General features: G+C 61.2%; 23 protein-coding genes. 11 read left to right on the forward strand and 12 right to left on the reverse strand.

The genetic code is table 11. The annotated features are described in order from the left end of the window. Positions 1 to 6 precede the first annotated feature (6 nt). The 3 genes from Tel_15680 (at position 7) to Tel_15690 (ending at position 3,846) form a co-directional block, all read left to right on the forward strand. Positions 7 to 1,806 (forward strand): hypothetical protein, encoded by a 1,800-nt coding sequence (locus Tel_15680; GenBank protein ALP54472.1) that lies wholly within the window; start codon positions 7 to 9, stop codon positions 1,804 to 1,806. Further along, entirely contained in the window at positions 1,793 to 2,227 is a 435-nt protein-coding gene (locus Tel_15685; protein ALP54473.1) for a hypothetical protein, read from the forward strand. The genes Tel_15680 and Tel_15685 overlap by 14 nt, the downstream gene beginning before the upstream one ends. A 404-nt stretch (positions 2,228 to 2,631) precedes the next feature. Continuing rightward, positions 2,632 to 3,846 carry a conjugal transfer protein TraB gene (locus tag Tel_15690; protein ID ALP54897.1) on the forward strand — a complete coding sequence of 405 codons (1,215 nt, stop codon included), beginning with the start codon at positions 2,632 to 2,634 and terminating at the stop codon, positions 3,844 to 3,846. Positions 3,847 to 3,876: 30 nt separating this feature from the next. On the opposite strand, the gene Tel_15695 is transcribed toward Tel_15690, so the two are convergent. From Tel_15695 to Tel_15710, 4 genes are all read right to left on the reverse strand, one after another. Continuing rightward, the gene (locus tag Tel_15695; protein ID ALP54474.1) at positions 3,877 to 4,602 is read right to left on the reverse strand and encodes a hypothetical protein; all 726 of its coding nucleotides are present in this window, start codon (positions 4,600 to 4,602) and stop codon (positions 3,877 to 3,879) included. A gap of 33 nt (positions 4,603 to 4,635) precedes the next feature. Further along, entirely contained in the window at positions 4,636 to 4,872 is a 237-nt protein-coding gene (locus tag Tel_15700; GenBank protein ID ALP54475.1) for a hypothetical protein, read from the reverse strand. Beyond that, entirely contained in the window at positions 4,869 to 5,873 is a 1,005-nt protein-coding gene (locus Tel_15705; GenBank protein ID ALP54476.1) for a glutathionyl-hydroquinone reductase YqjG, read from the reverse strand. Before Tel_15705 ends, Tel_15700 begins: the two co-directional genes overlap by 4 nt. 68 nt (positions 5,874 to 5,941) lie before the next feature. After that, complete coding sequence (locus Tel_15710) at positions 5,942 to 6,358, reverse strand: DoxX family protein (GenBank protein ID ALP54477.1); 417 nt, start codon at positions 6,356 to 6,358, stop codon at positions 5,942 to 5,944. Positions 6,359 to 6,471: 113 nt separating this feature from the next. On the opposite strand from Tel_15710, the gene Tel_15715 reads away from it, so the two are divergent. The 5 genes from Tel_15715 (at position 6,472) to Tel_15735 (ending at position 9,020) form a co-directional block, all read left to right on the forward strand. Beyond that, the gene (locus Tel_15715) at positions 6,472 to 7,362 is read left to right on the forward strand and encodes a LysR family transcriptional regulator (protein ALP54478.1); all 891 of its coding nucleotides are present in this window, start codon (positions 6,472 to 6,474) and stop codon (positions 7,360 to 7,362) included. Then, entirely contained in the window at positions 7,355 to 7,825 is a 471-nt protein-coding gene (locus Tel_15720) for a hypothetical protein (GenBank protein ALP54479.1), read from the forward strand. Before Tel_15715 ends, Tel_15720 begins: the two co-directional genes overlap by 8 nt. A 27-nt stretch (positions 7,826 to 7,852) precedes the next feature. After that, positions 7,853 to 8,065: a hypothetical protein gene (locus Tel_15725; protein ALP54480.1), complete on the forward strand. Its 213-nt coding sequence runs from the start codon at positions 7,853 to 7,855 to the stop codon at positions 8,063 to 8,065. 13 nt (positions 8,066 to 8,078) lie between these two features. Beyond that, a complete protein-coding gene (locus Tel_15730; GenBank protein ALP54481.1) occupies positions 8,079 to 8,477 on the forward strand; it encodes a hypothetical protein in 399 nt (132 codons plus the stop codon). Between the two features lie 210 nt (positions 8,478 to 8,687). Next, positions 8,688 to 9,020 carry a hypothetical protein gene (locus Tel_15735; protein ID ALP54898.1) on the forward strand — a complete coding sequence of 111 codons (333 nt, stop codon included), beginning with the start codon at positions 8,688 to 8,690 and terminating at the stop codon, positions 9,018 to 9,020. A gap of 1 nt (position 9,021) precedes the next feature. Here Tel_15735 and Tel_15740 read toward each other — a convergent pair whose 3' ends face one another. Together Tel_15740 and Tel_15745 are read right to left on the reverse strand one after the other, a co-directional pair. Continuing rightward, positions 9,022 to 9,714, reverse strand: coding sequence for a hypothetical protein (locus Tel_15740; protein ID ALP54482.1), 693 nt, complete (start codon positions 9,712 to 9,714; stop codon positions 9,022 to 9,024). After that, the gene (locus Tel_15745; protein ALP54483.1) at positions 9,711 to 10,514 is read right to left on the reverse strand and encodes a chemotaxis protein MotA; all 804 of its coding nucleotides are present in this window, start codon (positions 10,512 to 10,514) and stop codon (positions 9,711 to 9,713) included. The genes Tel_15740 and Tel_15745 overlap by 4 nt, the downstream gene beginning before the upstream one ends. Positions 10,515 to 10,783: 269 nt before the next feature. Here Tel_15745 and Tel_15750 point away from each other — a divergent pair, with 269 nt between their 5' ends. Together Tel_15750 and Tel_15755 are read left to right on the forward strand one after the other, a co-directional pair. Then, a complete protein-coding gene (locus Tel_15750) occupies positions 10,784 to 11,965 on the forward strand; it encodes a hypothetical protein (GenBank protein ALP54484.1) in 1,182 nt (393 codons plus the stop codon). A gap of 25 nt (positions 11,966 to 11,990) precedes the next feature. After that, a complete protein-coding gene (locus tag Tel_15755) occupies positions 11,991 to 12,404 on the forward strand; it encodes a hypothetical protein (GenBank protein ID ALP54485.1) in 414 nt (137 codons plus the stop codon). 17 nt (positions 12,405 to 12,421) lie between these two features. Here Tel_15755 and Tel_15760 read toward each other — a convergent pair whose 3' ends face one another. The 4 genes from Tel_15760 to Tel_15775 form a co-directional block, all read right to left on the reverse strand. Continuing rightward, positions 12,422 to 13,495, reverse strand: coding sequence for a DNA repair photolyase (locus Tel_15760; protein ID ALP54486.1), 1,074 nt, complete (start codon positions 13,493 to 13,495; stop codon positions 12,422 to 12,424). A gap of 68 nt (positions 13,496 to 13,563) precedes the next feature. Further along, positions 13,564 to 14,259, reverse strand: coding sequence for a hypothetical protein (locus Tel_15765; protein ALP54487.1), 696 nt, complete (start codon positions 14,257 to 14,259; stop codon positions 13,564 to 13,566). 85 nt (positions 14,260 to 14,344) lie between these two features. After that, the gene (locus tag Tel_15770; protein ID ALP54488.1) at positions 14,345 to 15,319 is read right to left on the reverse strand and encodes a tRNA (mo5U34)-methyltransferase; all 975 of its coding nucleotides are present in this window, start codon (positions 15,317 to 15,319) and stop codon (positions 14,345 to 14,347) included. Beyond that, complete coding sequence (locus Tel_15775; protein ALP54489.1) at positions 15,316 to 16,053, reverse strand: tRNA (cmo5U34)-methyltransferase; 738 nt, start codon at positions 16,051 to 16,053, stop codon at positions 15,316 to 15,318. Before Tel_15775 ends, Tel_15770 begins: the two co-directional genes overlap by 4 nt. A gap of 84 nt (positions 16,054 to 16,137) precedes the next feature. Here Tel_15775 and Tel_15780 point away from each other — a divergent pair, with 84 nt between their 5' ends. Continuing rightward, positions 16,138 to 16,911 carry a hypothetical protein gene (locus Tel_15780; GenBank protein ALP54490.1) on the forward strand — a complete coding sequence of 258 codons (774 nt, stop codon included), beginning with the start codon at positions 16,138 to 16,140 and terminating at the stop codon, positions 16,909 to 16,911. 53 nt (positions 16,912 to 16,964) lie between these two features. Here Tel_15780 and Tel_15785 read toward each other — a convergent pair whose 3' ends face one another. Next, complete coding sequence (locus Tel_15785) at positions 16,965 to 17,753, reverse strand: methyltransferase type 11 (protein ALP54491.1); 789 nt, start codon at positions 17,751 to 17,753, stop codon at positions 16,965 to 16,967. 19 nt (positions 17,754 to 17,772) lie between these two features. After that, complete coding sequence (locus tag Tel_15790; GenBank protein ALP54492.1) at positions 17,773 to 18,546, reverse strand: hypothetical protein; 774 nt, start codon at positions 18,544 to 18,546, stop codon at positions 17,773 to 17,775. Positions 18,547 to 18,598 lie beyond the last annotated feature (52 nt).

The following is an 18,598-nucleotide window of genomic DNA, read 5'->3' on the forward strand; positions in this document are numbered from 1 at the left end:
CACGACATGTCCGCGTCAGACGCAGAACTCGAACACAACAAACAACGCGCCCTCGAGTTGCTCAACAGCAACCGGCTGAACGAGGCACGCCAACGCTACCGGGACATTACCCGTCAGGCGCCGGGGGATGCCGCCGCCTGGTTCATGCTGGGGACCACCGAAGGGCGTCTGGGTAATCTCGCCGCAGCGGAAGCGGCCATGTGCAAATCCCTGGCGGCCGATGCGCAACTGGCCGAGGCCTGGCTGGGACTGGGCCAGGTACTGGAACTGCAGGGGCGGCCGGACGACGCCTGCCAAACTTATCTCAAGGCCCTCAGCTACAAGCCGCAACTGGCCGACGCCCATGCCGCATTGGGGAATATTTATAATGCCAGGGGCGGCTATGAAAGCGCGGCGGAGCATCTGTCGCAGGCCGTGGCGCTGGGTGCCACGCGGCCGCAGGTGATGCTCGCCCTGGGCGATGCCCGGCGCGGCAGTAGCCGTTTCCGCGATGCCCTGAACCTATACCTACAATTGTTGCAGCAATTCCCCGCGGATGCCGGCCTGCATGCCCGGGCCGCCGCGATGCATTATGAATTGACCGAGATCGATCAGGCGCAACAGCATTTTCAACGCGCGCTGCAGCTCAATCCCGTGTTCATCGAGGCGCAGCTGGGCCTGATCAACCTCCACTACCAGCGGCGCGAATCCGCGCAGGCCTTGGCCGCCATTCGCGCCCTGTTTGATAGGCACAAACAGCATTGCGGCGTGGTGCTGCTGTATACCCGCCTGTGCCACCTCGACGGTTCCTGCCGGCGGGTCATGAAGCAGGCCGAGACTTTGCTCGGGCATCCCGACATCAGCGCGGGGGCGCAGTCTCAGCTGTGTTTCGAGCTGGGGCGCCTCTATGATGCGGATAAAAAATATGAGCGGGCCTTCGCCTATTACCGGCGCGCTAATGCCTTCAAGCGCGGCCAATACGATCGTGAGGCGGCGCAGCGCAGCGTCGCGGCCATCCTGTCGCGCTATACCGCCGCGGCCATGGTCAAGACCGGCACGCTGCGCCGGGATCGACATCGTCCCTTGTTTGTCGTCGGCATGCCGCGCTCTGGCACCAGTCTGGTGGAGCAGATTCTGGCCGCCCACCCCCAGGTATACGGCGCCGGCGAACTGACTGATCTGCCCGCCCTGCTGCGTCGCTACCGGGAGGCGGGCGCGCATGACGAGGCCGGCCGTGACGAGGCCGCAGCAATGAGCGTGGACGACATGAATGCCATGGCGGAGCATTATCTGCAGCGCCTGGACAGCGTGGCGACGGGGGATGAACGCTATGTCAGCGACAAGATGCCGAGCAATTTTTTTCGCCTGGGCCTGGTGACCAAGCTGTTCCCCGATGCCAAGATTATCCATGTACGGCGCAATCCCATTGATACCTGTCTGTCCTGCTATTTCCAGGATTTTTCCGGGCCCCACGCCTATAGCTATGATCTGGACGACTTGGTGCACTATTATAAAAACTATCGCCGTGTGATGGCGCATTGGCGTGAGCATCTGCCGCGCCCGATGCTGGAAGTGGATTATGAAACGCTGGTTGGCGATCCTGAGACCGAGGTGCGCCGTATGCTTGATTTTCTCGAGCTCGATTGGGATGATCGCTGTATGCGGTTTTACCAAACCGAGCGCGCGGTGATTACCGCCAGTCACGCCCAGATACAAGTGCCCATCTACAAAGGTTCGGTGTCACGCTGGCGCAATTACGAGCGCTTTGTTGCCCCTCTTATAAAAGGATTCGCGGATGACGCAGGGATACAAAATGATGGTCAATGAGGGAGGGTATCTGAAGACCGGATTGCTTGCCTGCGTGTGTTTGTTGTTCGCGGCCTGTATGGGGTCGCCGGGCGCCGATGCCGGGCGCCAGGTGGCGGAGCGTTACTACCAGACCATGCAGCAGACGGATATCGACGCCGCCTTGAAACTGTTTTCCGACAATCGTGCGCCGGAGTTCTGGCGCTCGCATCTGCACAACATCGCCGAGTCATTGGGGGCGGTAAAGCGCTTTGAATACAAGCGCGAGGAAGTGAATACCGTGTTCAGCGGCCGCTATTATATTTTCGAATACCAGGTTGTTTATGAGTCCGGAAAACAGGCCAAAGAGACCCTGACCCTATTCGACTCAGTCGAAGCCGATGATCACCCCCGAATCGCAGCACATGTGATCGCGGCGGAAGGTTTCAAGCCAAGCTTGTAAGTTCGTCGTTATTGCCGCAGAAGCGCCGTATCAGGGCGTGCGACCACGCCGCGCTGCATGTGCCACGCCTGCATATAACGCTCCAAGACGAAAAAATTCACAGTCGTCGCTGGGTGGCTGGCGGCGTGGCCCGGCGCGCATAGTGACAGCGGCGCTAATAAATTCTGATCCTCTTGCCTGATTTATTTGAATACTCAGGTTTACTTTACTTGAGCGCTTGTGTCAGGATGATTTGACACCAACCCGGGTATGGGCAAGACGGGCTTGGCGAACGCCTCGCTCCCGCCGCTAATAATAAAAGAGAGCGAGTGCATGCAAACGCAGCGGTATTGCGTCGAACATTCAACAACCCAGGGGGATTGTTTGTTATGGAAATTGCGCAAGCTGTGGTCGATGTCAATGCCCTGCCGGAGTCCTCGGCTACGGAACCCTTGATCCGCATCGGACACGACGGTGTCTCCATTACCATCCTGGGCACCGCCCACGTATCGCGCAACAGCGCCGATACGGTCACATCCCTGATTGCCACCGGTCGGTATGACGGCGTAGCCCTGGAGTTATGTGAAAATCGTCTCAACGCCCTGACCGATCCCGATGCCATCAGTCGCATGGATATCATGCAAGTGGTGCGCAAGGGCAAGGGACCTATGGTGATGGCCAGCCTGGCCTTGGGGGCGTTTCAGAAGCGCATCGCCGATCAACTCGACATCGAAGTAGGCGCCGACATGCGCGCCGGCGCCGAGTCCGCCGAGGCCCATAACCTGCCCCTGATGCTGATCGATCGTGATGTCGGTATCACCATGAAGCGTATTTATCGCAATGTGCCCTGGTTCAAACGCGTCAAGGTCTTGGCCGGCCTGTTGGCCAGCGTCATCGCCCGTCGCAGCGTTTCGGCAGAAGAGGTCGAGCGTCTTAAGCGGGGTGACATGCTCGAATCCACGTTCAACCAGTTCGCCGAGCACTCGGCAGAAATCTATAAACCCCTGGTGGACGAGCGTGATCAGTACATGGCTGCACGCCTCATTGAAGAGGCCAGGTTTTCGGGCTGCAAGCATATCCTGGCGGTGGTCGGCGCCGGTCATCTCAAGGGCATCCGCCAGTACCTGGATACAACAGGTGAGCGCTACATCACCGAACCCGAACAATGCCAGCAGCAACTCGATCAGGTGCCGCCGGCGGGCAATCTACTCAAGCTGCTGCCCTGGCTCATCGTGGCGCTGATACTAACCGGCTTCGCTATCGGGTTTTCCCAAAGCAGCAACGTTGGCTGGGGAATGGTGCAACAGTGGGTGGTGATCAACGGCACCCTGGCGGCGATCGGGGCGCTGATCGCCTTGGCCCATCCGCTGACCATCGTCAGCGCCTTTGTGGCGGCGCCGTTAACCTCGCTCAATCCCACCATCTCGGCCGGGGTGGTATCGGCGGCGGTGGAGAGCTTCTTGCGCAAACCCAGGGTGGGTGATTTCAGCCGCTTGCGTGATGACGCCTGTCGTATCGGCGGGTGGTGGAGTAACCGCGTCGCGCATACCTTTGTCGTCTTTTTTCTGACCGGTTTGGGTTCGGTCGTCGGGACCTATATCGCCGGTTACAAGATCTTCGAGGCCATTGCCGTCGTATAGAGACAGCGCGCATTTCTCCTGTCGCGGGCGTTAATCGACAAAGGGCCCGTACTGAATAATCGGTTCGCCATGCGGCTGACCGTAACACAGCATCAGGCGGGTGTGACCGGTGGACTCAATCTTGATTTCGCTCTCATTTTCGAAGAAGGCCGCATCGGCGGCGACGAATGTCTGTCCCTGGATTGTACTCTCGCCCTCGACCACGTAGACAAGCCCGCGCATCGCGCCATCAATGGCTGCCGTATAATGGGCGCCGTCGTGGAGCTGCAGTTCCAGATAGCGCATAGGTGTCAAAATATTGAGCGGTGAGTCCGCGCCGACAATGGTTTTGACCTGGCCGCCGTCGATATCGTCGACGGGGAACTCGTCGTGATTGACTTGTTGATAGCCGGGGTCGGTCTGCTTCAAACGTTGCGGCAGATTAATCCACAACTGAATGCCGCGGGTGGGATTGTCTTCATTCGGCATTTCGGAATGAACCAGTCCGCTGCCCGCGGTAAAGCGTTGGGCGCCGCCACTCTGCACCGTCGAAGCGTTGCCGAGATTGTCTTCGTGGCGAATCGAGCCGCTGAATAGATAAGTGATGGCCTCAAAACCACGGTGGGGGTGTTCCGGAAACCCGTGTCCCGGGGTGACGGTGAAGTCGTCCCACAGCACGAACGGGTCAAAGTTCCGAAACGCGGGAATGGGCATCAGGCGCTTTACCACTACGCCGTCACCTTCGTGCATTTCAGTTGCGCTACGTTTTTTGATCATGGTGCTTGCTCCGGCTGCGGCGCCTTGTAGGCGTCATCCCTGGCTGTGGCTTCCGTCGCAGAAGGGTTTGTTACCGGAGTTGCCGCAACCGCAGACGTATAGAGTCTCATCCTGTGTCGCCTCGTATTCGTAGGGTTGCGCCGGCGGATGATCGATATGGGAGCCGTCACAAAAAGGCGCATTCTTGCTGTGGCCGCATTGGCAAATATAGGCGCTGTCGCCTTGGCCGATTTTGATGGTGTAGGGATTGCCCTGCTCATACATGTTCATGCGAATTTCCTTTTCTTGGTGTTGTCGAGGCGATCGCGGTTATGGGGCGCCATAAAATCCAGTGCCGGTCCGCGCGGCACAATCCGGGTGGGATTCACCGTTGTTTGGCTGTAATAGTAATGCTGCTTGATATGGGTCATGTTGACGGTGTCTTGAATGCCCCCGACTTGGTACAGCTCGCGTAGATAATCGCCAAGATTTTGATAATCGGCGATACGTCTTTGGTTGCATTTGAAATGGCTGTAATACACGGCGTCAAAGCGAACCAGGGTGGTGAATAGACGCCAGTCGGCTTCGGTGAGGCGCGCGCCGACCACATAACGCTGGCGCGCGAGTCTGGCCTCAAGCTCATCGAGCGCGCCGAACAATTGCTCAAAGGCTTCATCATAGGCGCTTTGCTCGGTGGCAAATCCGCAGCGATAGACGCCGTTGTTGATGTTCTCATAAACGAAGGCGTTGATTTCATCGATGTCCCGGCGCAGGGCCTCGGGATAAAAATCGTTGTCCGCATCTGTCAGGCTGCTGAAGGCATCGTTAAACATGCGGATGATCTCCGCAGACTCGTTGTTGACGATGGTGTGTCCTTGCTTATCCCACAGCACCGGCACGGTGACGCGCCCGCTGTAGTCGGGTTGAGTGTGAGTGTAAAGTTGATGCAGATAGTCATGACCGTTGATGTTATCCAGGTCGCTGCCGAGGTTGCCGGTAAAGGCCCAGCCGTGTTCCAGCATGTGCGGGTCCACCACCGTGACGCCGATATGCGGTTCCAGGCGTTTCAGCGTGCGCATGATCAAGGTTCGATGCGCCCAGGGGCAGGCCAGGGAAACATATAAGTGATAACGCCCGGATTCGGCCTTAAAACCGCCTTGGCCGCTGGGGCCGGGGGCACCGTCGCGTGTCACCCAGTTGCGAAACTGTGATTCACTGCGGACGAATTTGCCGCCGGTCTTTTGGGTGTCGTACCACTGGTCGTGCCATTCGCCTTTAATCAATAACCCCATCGAGGACTCCTTGTGGCATAAACAATCATGTGGAAACGCCCCTCCCCCGAGAGGAGAGGGGCACTACTTTACATCGCCGGCGACTGACTGTGCTGTCCATGCCCGTGTTTGTGGGCGCGCCGCGCGTCCAGGCTCCAGGCCCCGGCGCCATAGGCGGCGACATACAGCAGACCGCCGGTCATGGCGATGTTCTTCATGAACATGATCATTTGCGTCTGCTCGGCAAAGTTGGTGTGAAAGAACAACGCGGTGAGGATGGTAAAACCCGCCAGGCCCAAGGCGGCCCAGCGTGTCTGCCAACCCAGGATCAAGGCCAACGCGCCGCCGATTTCCACTAAAATCACCAGTGGCAGCAACATGCCGGGCACGCCCATGGATTCCATATAGCCCTGGGTGCCGGCATAACCAGTGATCTTGGTGGTCCCCGCGATAAGAAAAATATGTGCCAAAAATATTCGGCCGATAAGTGAGGCTGTCTTTTCCATACTCTCCATCTCCTTTTGGTTGAATGCGCTACAAGCTCATTATGGCCAAATATTTTCGATATTAAAGCCTAAATACTTGCTATTTATTATCTAAATATTGGATACTTTTCGCCATGAAGGGCCCCAAAGTCACCCTCGAGCAATGGCGCGCGCTGCAGACCGTGGTGGATCAAGACGGCTTTGCCCAGGCCGCCCAGCACCTGCATCGCAGCCAATCTTCCATCAGCTATACCATCGCCAAGCTGCAGCAGCAGCTCGGCGTACAGTTGCTGCAGATTGAAGGGCGCAAGGCCAAGTTGACGGCCGCCGGCGACGTCCTGTTGCGGCGCTCGCGTGCGCTGCTTGCCGACGCCGCCGAGCTCGAGGCACTGGCCCACAACCTGGAACAGGGTTGGGAGCCCGAGGTACGCCTGGTGGTGGATGCGGCCTTCCCCAGCGGCTATCTCATGCAAGCCTTGAAAGAATTCGTGCCCCTCAGTCGCGGCAGCCGGGTGCAGCTGAACGAAGTGGTGTTGTCGGGGGCGGACGAGGCGCTGCTGGAACGGCGCGCCGACCTGGTCATCGGCGCCCAGGTGCCACAGGGCTATTTGGGCGACCCGTTGCTGGAAGTGGAATTTATCGCCGTGGCCCATCACCAGCACCGCCTGCACCGCCTCAATCGCGAACTCACTCATGAAGATCTGCGCCGCGAACTGCAGGTGGTGATTCGCGACTCCGGACTTTATATCAAGCGCGACACCGGTTGGTTGGGTGCCGAATATCGTTGGAGCGTCACCAGCATTGATAAGGCGGTGGAGGCCCTGCTGACCGAACTCGGTTTCGCCTGGGTGCCCGTGCACGAGGTGCAGGACTACCTGGAACAGGGCCAGCTCAAGCCCCTGCCGCTGCGCGAGGGGCGCCATCGCTTTGTCACGCTGTACCTGATTCCCGGTCATCCCGAGCGCATCGGCCCCGCGACCAGCAAGCTGGCAGATATTTTTCGCCGGACCTGTGCACATGAATGACGTCAATCAAGCCTGTCCTTGTGGGTCCGGCCGGTCATTTGATCAGTGTTGCGGCGCCTGGATAGAGGGTGATGCATACCCGCCCCGCGCCGAGCAACTCATGCGTTCGCGCTATTGCGCATTTGTATTAGGGAATAGCAACTATCTGTTGCAGACCTGGCACGCCGATACCCGCCCCGCGCAGCTGGTGTTGAGCCCTGACGTCAGCTGGTTCGGCCTCGAGATCGTCGCCATCGAGGCCGGCGAGGCGCAGGACAGTGAAGGCCGGGTCGAGTTTATGGCTAAATTTAACGGACACGATCGGCTACAATATTTACACGAGCGTAGCCGTTTCGTGCGTGAGGACGGGCGATGGTTCTACGTCGACGGCGAGAGTGTGCCGCAGGCCAAGGCGCCGAAGATCGGCCGCAACGAACCCTGCCCCTGCGGCAGCGGAAAAAAATATAAGCGTTGCTGTGGTTAAAACGCTGCTCACCTTAACGAGAAGGGTATGAGTCTGAGCGAGGAAGAGATCGAACAGATCAAACAAAAACTGGCGGTGCTTAAGATCGAGCATCGCGATCTGGACACCGCCATCGGCAGTCTGCAGCAACAAGCCTATGTCGATCAGATGCAAATGCGGCGCATGAAAAAGCGAAAACTTTTTTTAAAAGACATGATCCATAGACTGGAAAGCATGTTGATTCCCGACATGCCCGCCTGATTACGGGAGACCTATGAGCAAGAAGATTTCAAAAACCGATGCCGAATGGCAGGCCCAACTGACGCCGGAGCAATATCGTATTGCCCGCCAGGCCGGCACCGAGCTGGCCTTCAGTGGTGAGTACTACGATTTTAAACAGGAAGGTCAGTACCGCTGTGTGTGTTGCGGGACGCCGCTGTTCAGTTCTCAACACAAATATGATTCAGGCAGCGGTTGGCCCAGTTTCTGGCAGCCGGCCGACGCGCAAAACGTCGAAGAGCAGGGCGATACCAGCCACGGTATGCAACGTACCGAAGTGCGCTGTGCCGCTTGCGAGGCACACCTCGGCCATGTTTTCAACGATGGTCCACCGCCCACCGGCTTGCGCTATTGCATCAATTCGGCCGCCCTCACGTTCGCGCCGGACCAATAGTCAGGTCACGAAATTGATCCCCTGCCGCGTCGGCGGCCTCTGGCAAGCGACGCTTTTCACGCCTGCCGCATGTGCGGCCGGCCTATCGAACGCGTATATGCAATAATCTAAATCTCAACAATCATTGTATACCGCGTCATGTCATTGGCCGAACTGAGCGCAAAGGAACTGCTAAGTATTATCACCCACGTCAAACAGTGGGTGGGCAATCTGCGCCGTGCCAAGCAACAACGCAAACAGGAATCGAAACAGGCCTTGCGTGCCGTCATCTCGGCGGTGCGCGAAACCACGGTCTATCTGCGCAGCCTGAAACAGGGCGGCAACAAATCCATCGACAAGGAAGAGCGCTTGTCGCTCAAGTGGACACAGCTGGCCTTCGCGCTGGAAGACCTGGGCCTGCACAAGCTGGCCGGCCGCTGTAGCATGAAGGGGCGTTACTGGGCCAACCCGGCCGACTTCGACACCGATTTTCTGGAGCAGGCCGGCATGCGTCTGAGCGACATCGAGACCCTGGCGCAGACGAGTCTGGCCGAGCTCGAATAGTTTATTGCGCCGCTTTGACCAGCAAGGTGACGCGCCGATTGCGCGCCCGCCCCGCCGGCGAGCTGTTGTCGGCCACCGGTCGGGTATCGGCATAGCCGATGGCGCGCAGGCGTTCGGCGGGGAGGCCCTGGCGGATGAGATGGCGCACCACCTGGGCGGCGCGCGCCCCGGACAATTCCCAGTTGGACGGAAAGCGGGCGGTGGCGATGGGCCGGTTGTCCGTATGGCCTTCCACGGTGACGGCCTGGCCGCTGCGCATCAGGGCGGGGGCCAGTGCGTTCAACACGGCTTCGCCCTGGCCCAGCAAGCGCGCCGTGCCGCTGTCGAACAGGATCTCTTCTTCCAATTGCAGACTGATCCCCGCAGCACTCGCGGAGATGGCGAGCTGGCCCTGTTCTACCAGGCCGGCGAGTTGTTGCTGAAACCGGGCCAACAGCTGATCCTGCGCGCTCACCGTGCCGGTATCCGCCGCCCGGGTGGCCACGGCGTTTTCCTGCCGCGGCGCGGAAAAGCTCAGCATTACCACGAACATCACCACCAGCAGGGTGAACAGGTCGACATAGCTGAGTATCCAGCTGTCATCGTCCTGGCCGCCGGGCTCGGCCGCTTCCAAGGCGATGTCGCGCCGCACTGGCGCCGGCGGCGGATCATTGGCGGCGGCTGCGCCGGTCTGGGGCTCGTCGTCCTGGATCATGAGGACTGTTTTGCCGGCGGCGACGCGCGGTCTTGATTGATCTCGTCGCGGTAGTCGGCGCAGAACGATTCCAGGGTGGCGCGGATATAGGCCGGTGAGCGGTGCTGGCTGATCAGGGTGATGCCCTCAAGCACCATTTGCATCAGCATGACGCGCCGCTCGGTGCGTCGCTCCAACTTGGTGGCGATGGGTTTGAAAATGAGATTGGCCAACAGGATGCCGTAGAAGGTGGTCACCAGGGCCACCGCCATGCTGGCGCCGATAACGGCGAAATCACCGCTTTCCATGGTGCTCATCATATTGATCAACCCGATCAGCGTGCCGGTCATGCCGAAGGCCGGGGCGAACACGGCCATGCTGCGGAATAGCTGGGCCTCGGCGCGCTCTTTGGCCTTGAGGCGGGCGATGCGCCACTGCAGCAGGTCGAGAATATCCTCTAGCGGACTGCCGTCGATGACCAATTGCAGGCCGGTCTTGAGAAAGGGGTTCCTGATCTTATCCAGCTCATCTTCCAGTGCGGCCAGGTTGCCGCTGAAGCTGATGCGCGCCGTCTCCACCAATTCGTCCAGATCCTCGCGTTCGTAGAGACGCTCGTTGCGCAGCACCACGATAAACACGTGCAACACGCGCACTACTTCGTGCAGGGGATAGCTGATCAGGGTGGCGGCGAGGGTGCCGCCGAGCACGATGGCCAGGCCGTGGCCGTTCCAGAACAGCGCCAAATTGGTGCCGTCGCTGAACATGACCACGGCGGCCAGGGCGATACCCAGTAGCATGCCGAGTAAGGTGCTGGGATTCATGAGCTGCTGCCGACCATCCTTGAGAAAGCGTCACGCCGTCGTTAATTGCCTGTTTGCATATCGGCCGTTTCGGTGCCGCACTCCAATCGTCCGCGCCGCCGCCTGTCCGCCCCCCCTGGCCCGTCTCGTGACGCGCGGTGGTGGGAAACGCGCCTGGCGGCGGCTCAATTTTTCCCCATTTCTGCCGTAACTTATTGTAAGAATGTGGATTTTACTGTGGTGAGTGGCTTGCCCGGATGTCGTATAAGCTTCTGAAATCAATCGCTAAATTGACGGCTGTACGCTATTGGCTGGGCGCCGTGCTGCTGTGCGGCGCCGCTCCCGCCGGGGCGGTGACCTATGTGCTGCCCGACACAGACGACGTCATCGGCCAGGTGCAATACGCCCGCGCCCAGGCCTCCGATACCCTGCTCACGCTGGCCCGCCAATACGATGTGGGTTACGCCCAGATCAAGGCGGCCAATCCCGACATCCTCGACCCGACCAGGCTTGAGGCGGGGCGGCGCGTCGTCATCCCGACCCGCTTCGTGCTGCCCGCCGGCGCGCGCCGCGGTATTGTGGTCAATCTCGCCGAGCAGCGCCTGTATCACTATCAATATCCGCCAGAGGGGCCGGCCCTGGTGAGTACCTATCCGGTCAGTGTGGGGCCGGAAGGCGGCGCCCGGCGCGGCAGTTTTGCTATCGATCAGCGGCTGCGCAAACCGAGCTGGGACGTGCCCGCCGCGGCCCGGGCCGCCAATCCATCGCTGCCGGCAGTGGTGCCGCCCGGAGCGACAAATCCCTTGGGTGAATACGCCCTGGTGCTCGACGGCGGCGGCTATATGATTCACGGCACCAACGAAGCCTATAGCATCGGCATGGTGGTCAGCCGCGGCAGTATTCGTCTGTACCCCGAAGACATGGCGGTGCTGGTGCACCGGGCCAATAAGGACACCCCGGTGCGCATCGTCGATGACGCCTTCAAATACGGCTATCGCAACGGCCTGTTGTATTTCGAGATCCACAAACCGGACGGCGTGCGCGGCGGGCTCAATCTGGCCGCCCTGGTGAACAAGGTGAGCGCCATTATCCCCGACATGCTGTGGTCGGCCGACTGGCAGCGTATCCGCATGACCGGCGAACGAGCCGCGGGCATCGCCAGCCCGGTGGCCCGCTTGCGCGGCCAAGTGAGCCAGCCGCGGCGCTGGCAGTTGCAGCTGGCCACCTTCAAGCGCTACGCCAGCGCGCGCAAACTGATGCTGCAATTGGAGGAGCTGGGCGTGCCGGTGAGCAGCGCATGCGCGGGCGATAGGTGCCGGGTCATGGCCGGTCCGTTTCGTGATGTGGCCTATATGAAGGACTTGGCCAATCGCATCAAGTGGATTACCCGCATCAAGAGCATTACACGCCCCTACCAACCCGAAGAGGACGCATTGCCTGCGCTGGCGCAGACCGTGGCCATGTCCGATTAATCCCGGGCGGTGTAAGATGCCCGCTATGCATGTATTCACCTATGGCTCGTTGATGTTCGACCCGGTCTGGGGCGCAGTGGTGGCGGGCGATTACCGCAATGCCGTCGCTGAGGTGCGAGGCTTTGCCCGGCGCTGCATCAAAGGCGAAATCTACCCGGCGCTGGTGGATGCCGATGCGACGGACTCGGTCCGCGGCCGGATCTATTTCCATATCCAAACCGCCGATCTCATACGGCTGGACCGTTTTGAAGGTAATGACTATCGCCGTGCAACGGCCAGCGTCGCGCTACTAGAGGGTGGCGACGTCGAGGCCCAGGTCTATGTCTTTAAAGATCGATATAAAGGTCGGCTGGAGGCGCGTGACTGGGATGTGGCGTGGTTTGAGCGCGAAGGCATGGCCCGGTTCCTGAGCGGTTATCGGGGTTTCACGCGGCGTTAACACGCCCCGGCAGGCGCCTAGAATAGCGACAGCTGCGGTTTGACATCCGCCGCTTGTCGGAACGCCGTCGTATTCAACTCCGGCAGGCCGGCAAAGGCCAGCCGCTTCATGGCCAGGCGATAACGTTTCTTGAGCAGCTCGGCGAACACCCCTTCGCCGCGCATGCGCGTGCCGAATTCGGCCTGATATTCCTGGCCGCCGCGACAGTCGCGGATGCGCTTCATGATGTGCTCGGCCTTGAGCGGCGCGTGTTCGCTCAGCCAGCCCTTAAACAATTCCTTCACCTCGTGGGGCAGGCGCAGCAGCACATAGCCGGCCCAGCCGGCGCCGGCCTGGCGCGCCGCGCTCAGAATATCCTCCAGCTCGTGGTCGGTGAGTACCGGTATCAGCGGCGCCACCATGACACTGGTGGGGATGCCCGCCGCGCTCAGTTTGGCCACGGTCTGCAAGCGCCGTTCGGGGGCGGCGGCGCGCGGTTCCAGCCGCGTCGACAGGCTGCGCTCCAGGGTGGTGATGGAGAGCGCCACCTGGATCAGGCCGTGATCGGCGAGTTCGGTGAGCAGGTCCAGGTCGCGTTCGACGAGGGCGGATTTGGTGACCAGGGTGACCGGGTGGCGGTACTCCAACAGCACCTTGAGCAGTTCACGGGTGAGTCCGAGCTTGCGCTCCACCGGTTGGTAGGCATCGGTATTGATGCCCAGGGCAATGGGCGCGCAGCGGTAATTCTTTTTGTTGAGCTCTGTTCTGAGCAGCGCGGCGGCGTCGGGTTTGTAGAATAGCCGGCTCTCGAAATCCAGGCCGGGCGACAGCCCCAGCCAGGCGTGCGTCGGCCGGGCGAAACAATAGACGCAGCCGTGCTCGCAGCCGCGATAGGGGTTGATGGAGCGGTCGAAGGGCACGTCGGGCGAGCGGTTGTAGCTGATCACCGTCTTGGCGCTGTCCACGGTCAGGGTGGTGCGGATGCGCTCGGGCGGCTGCTCCAGATTATCCCAGCCGTCGTCCACCGACTCGCGGCTGTGGTGCTCGAAACGGTTGTCGGGATTGCCGAGGGCGCCGCGACCCTTGGCGGCTTCGGTCAGTGTCTTGCTCATGATCTTGGCGTCGGGAGTGGGTTTGTCGGGGTCAATTTTACCCCAATCCCGCGGCTAAAAAGCGCCAACTATTTTGGGGGTTCGTCCAGCTTCAGCGTGCCGGTGTCGATCTCGGCGGGTGGTACCTCTGCGTGCTCGGTGACGTCCTCGCCCACCTCGCCCATGCTCAGCGCGCTGGTGTCGATGTCGGCTTGCGGCACCTCTTCGTGCTCGGTGACGTCCTCGCCGACGGCGCCCATACTCAGGTCGCTGATGTCGATATCCGGCTCGGGCACGGCCTGAGGCTCGCTGACATCCTCGCCCAGTTCACCCATGGAGAGGCGGCCGGTGTCGATGTCGGGCTCGGCGGCGGGGGTCTGCTGATCCAGGTCCGTGCCGGCCGCGGCCACGTCCAGGCCGCTGGTATCGATCTCCGGCGCCGACGGCGCTGGGGCCTCGTCCATGATGCTGCCGGCGGCGGCCAGGGAGGCGTCGAAGCCCGACTCGGCAGGGGCCTTTGAGTCGGCCGCCTGCGGCGCCGCGGATGCCGTTGCCATGGGGGCGATGGCCGCCGCCAGTCCGGCCTTGATGATGGCGGACTGGTATTTCTGCGCCGTCTCCCGGTCCAGCCCTTTCTTGACCGCCAGCGTGCGGCCGGAGAACATGGGTGCCACCTTATCGAGCGAGGTCTTGAACAGGGTGGCGATGTTCTGTTTCACCTGTGCCGGCGCGGCCCCCTCAACCAGAGAGCCGTTGACCACGATCTGGAATTGTTGCTCACTCATGTCAGAACCTTAGTGTTTGCGCCACTGGACCTTCATTGTAAGACATCGGCATGTGCGCCGCATTTTGCAGAACGGCGGGCCGGGGCTACGGTCGGGTGGCGGTGAAAATGGCACGTCGCGGGGCGGGATAACCCTCCACGGTGCGGCCGGGGGCCTGCGCATCGAGAAAATCGGCCAGGGATTCGAACTGCATCCAAGACGTGCTGCGTTGCTCCGCCGTGGAGGTGACGTCCACGTTTACCAGCCGGATATCGCGGAAGCCGGCACGCCGCAGCCACAACGCCAGGGTGGCACAGCTGGGGATGAACCAGACGTTGCGCATCTTGGCGTAGCGGCCCTCGGGCATTAGGCTCGCGCCCGCAGCGCCTTCGATGACCAAGGTCTCCAGCACCAGTTCGCCGCCGTGGCGCAGGGCGTCGCGCAGTTCGATCAAATGGTCCAGTGGTGAGCGGCGGTGGTAGAGCACGCCCATGGAGAACACCGTGTCAAAGGCCGCCAGCCGCGCTGGCAGGTGTTCAATCCCCAAGGGCAGCACGAAGGTGCCGTGGGCGCCGAGGAAATGGCTGACGGCCTGATGCTGCATCACGAACAGGGGCGAGGGATCGATACCGATGGTCAGCTCGTCCCCTGCGCCGGCCATGCGCCAGCAGTGGTAACCGCTGCCGCAGCCCACGTCCAGCACGCGGCGGCCGGCCAGGGGCTGGATGTGATCCTTGAGGCGGTCCCATTTCCAGTCCGAGCGCCATTCGGTGTCAATCTCTACGCCGTGGATGGAAAAGGGCCCCTTGCGCCAGGGCATGAGCTGGCGCAGCCCCGCCTCGATCTGTTGGCGCGTGTCGGGCGAAACGCTCGCGGCGTCGCCTACCGTCACGGCGGCGGCATTGAGATCGACGCCGCTGGGTTGGACGCTGGGCAAGCCTTCCAGGGCTGCCAACCAGCGCGGCAGGTCGCCGTGACGCCTGGCGCTGAAGCGTTGTTGCAGCAAGCCGGGCAGGGCCTCGGCGAGTGGCGCCAGCGGCGTGTCGTCCAGTCTTTGGTACAGCGGCGTGAAGTCGATCATTTCACGGCGAGAATTGACGCGAAGTTCATACACTGAAACCAGCTGTGGCTGTGCCGAAAACCCGTTTCCTTTAAGCGTTGGTGATGCTGCGGCAGGGTTTCGGGGACGAGTACGTTTTCCAGCGCCGAGCGTTTCTGGCTGATCTCCAGCGCGCTGTAGCCGTTGGCCTTTTTGAAGGCCAGGTGCAGCCTGTCCAGCAGCTGCGCGTCGCCGGCGTCTGCGAAGGCGATCTTTTCCGACAGCACCAGCGCGCCGCCGGGCAACAGGCCGGCATGGATCTTTTGTAGCAGCGGCGTGCGTTCCCGCGGCGGCAGAAACTGCAAGGTGAAATTGAGCACCACGATCGAGGCGTTCTGGAATTCGATGTCGCGGATGTCGGCGCAGCGCGTCTCCACCTCGATGGGCGAGAGGTCTTCGGCGACATGGCTGCGGCAGCGTTCCACCATGGCCGCCGAGTTGTCCACCGCGATGATGCGGCAATCGTGGTGGGGGATGCGGCGGCGCATGGCCAGGGTAGCCGCGCCCAGTGAACTGCCCAGGTCATAGATGTTACTGCCGGGCCGGGCGTATTCCTCGGCCAGCAGGCCGAGCAGGGTGATCAGGGTGCCGTAGCCGGGCACCGAGCGGCGGATCATGTCCGGAAAGACGCGCGCCACCGCCTCGTTGAATTCGAAATCCACGAGTTGTTCGTGAGGATTGGCGTAGAGGGCGTCGTGTGGTTTTTTGCGATTCATCGGCGTGAAAGCGGCTGTTTGCTGCGGCCGTCATGATACACCAAACCCTGTTGCGCTGGCAGGCGCCGGGCGTAGAATCGAGCCATGGAGATCATCGACAGTCATTGTCACCTGGATGTGGAAGATTTCGACACGGACCGCGAGGCGGTGCTGGCCGCCTGTCGTGAGCAGGGGGTCAACAGCATCGTGGTGCCCGGCATCAGCGCCGCCACCTGGGCGCGCCTGCTGCAGGTGTGTCGTCGGCATGAGGGTCTCTATCCCGCCCTGGGGCTGCATCCCTACTACATCCGGGACCACCGCCAGGCCCATCTCGAGCAGCTGGAACAGCGCCTGGCCGATGAGCCCGACTTGGTGGCGGTGGGGGAGATCGGGCTGGATTTTTATATCGACAATCCGCACCGGGAACGCCAGATCGAACTGTTCGAGGCCCAGTTGGCCATTGCCCAGGCGGCCGCAATGCCGGTGATCGTGCATGTGCGCAAGGCCCACAATGAGGTCCTGAAGGCCTTGAAGGACGGCAAGTTCACGCAGGGTGGCATCATGCACGCCTACAACGGCAGCCTGCAGCAGGCGCAGGAATATATGGATCTGGGTTTCAAGCTGGGCTTCGGCGGCATGATCACCTACGAACGCTCGCGCAAACTGCGTGGACTGGTGGAAGCGTTACCTTTAGAGGCCATGGTGCTGGAGACCGATGCGCCGGATATGTCGGGAGATATCTGTCACGGCCGGCGCAACAGTCCCCAGTATCTGCCCCATTATCTCGAGGTGTTCGCCTCGTTGCGCGAGGAGGATGTAGAACGGGTGGCGCAGGTGACCCGTGCCAATGTGAAGGCCGTGCTTTCGCTTTCAGAATAATTTGTATTTATATTCCCTCCCCCCAGAAAGGGGAGAGGGTTGGGCGGGTAACGCTAAGGCTTGCGGGCGAAGAAGTTGACCGAGTGCACGAACAGGTCCTTGGAGACTTTGTGTTCGGCGCTGGTGCCTTGAAAACAATTGAAGCGGCGTACGATGTGCCCGTCCTCGAACCCCGTCTGCTGCGCCAGTTGCGCCAGCTCCGGCTCCACCAGGGCGCCGCCGATGCAGGCGGCCCAGATGTCCGGATCCTGGCGCGCCGCATCGCTCAGCTCGCGTTGCACGATGACATCGGCCAGGTGCAGGCGGCCGCCCGGTTTGAGGACCCGCTTGATCTCCTGAAAGACCTTGCGCTTGTCCGGCGCCAGGTTGAGCACGCCGTTGGACAGGACCACATCCACCGTCTCATTTTCCAGCGGTAGATTCTCGAACACCCCGGCGCGGATCTCGACGATGTTGCTCAACCCGGCCATCTCCGCCGCCGCGGCGGCGCATTCACGCATGGCCGGGGTCATGTCCACGCCGATGGCCTGGCCGTCGCGACCGACGCGGCGCGCCGCCAGCAGCAGGTCCATGCCGGCGCCGCAGGCGTGGTCCAGCACGGTCTCGCCGGGGTGGATGGGACCGATGGCAATGGGATTGCCCACCCCGGCAAAACGGGCCGTGGACTCCTGCGGCAATTGGTCCAGCTCTTGCGCGTCGTAGCCCAGATAGGTGACGGCGTATTCCGGACCGCGGTGGAAGTGGTACTCGCCCTGGGGGCGACGCGCCACTTGCTCATAGGTCTGTTCCACCTGCTGGCGCAGGGTGTCGGTGTCGAAGTGTTGCGGTGCAACGATGGCCATGATGTGTCTCCTCTGTTAATTATGCGTTGTCGCCGGCGTAGTCGGGCCTGCCCGGCTCAGTGCTCTTGAGGCGCGGCACCAACATGGGCACCCGGCGGCGATAGTCTTCATACTCCACATGGGCCTTGACCAGATCACGCTCTTCGAGGCGGATGGCCACCAGGATGTAGGCCGTGGTCATGAGTGCGAACAACAGATGGGCGGCGGTCATGGTGGGGGTGCACCAGAAGGCCAGCAACCAGCCCACATAGAGCGGATGGCGCACATATTTATAGAGCCAGGGGGTCTTGAAGGCCAGCGGCTGGTACGGTTTACCCACAAGGTATAACCACACCTGGCGCAGCCCGAACAGGTCGAAGTGATTGATGAGGAAGGTGGAGACCAGCACCACCATCCAACCCAACAGGAAACCGCTCAACAACAGGCCGGCGCCGACGGGGTGCTGCACCCGCCAGATCACACCGCCCAGCGGCTGCCACCAGTAAAACAGGGCGATCAGGGCGGCGCTGGAAAACAGCACATAGGTACTGCGCTCCAGCGGCGTGGGCACGATGCGGGTCCAGGCCCGTTTGAAGGCCGGTCGCGCCATGACGCTGTGCTGCACGGCGAACAGGGTCAATAGCAGGATGTTGATGAGCAGGGCATCCGCCAGCGTTTGTCCCGCCGTGCGCGGGGCGTCGATGGAGGTGGGCACGAACAGGTTGCCGACCCAGCCGATGGCGTAGAGAAAGGTAGCGAAGAAGAGGGCGTAACAGACGACGCCATAGGTAAAGTAGGTAATGCGTTTGAACATGGTGATATCTCCCTAATTAAGCGTTATTAGATGTCCTACGCTTATCAGAGTA

Source organism: Candidatus Tenderia electrophaga (genome assembly GCA_001447805.1).
In the GTDB taxonomy this organism is placed as follows: domain Bacteria; phylum Pseudomonadota; class Gammaproteobacteria; order Tenderiales; family Tenderiaceae; genus Tenderia; species Tenderia electrophaga.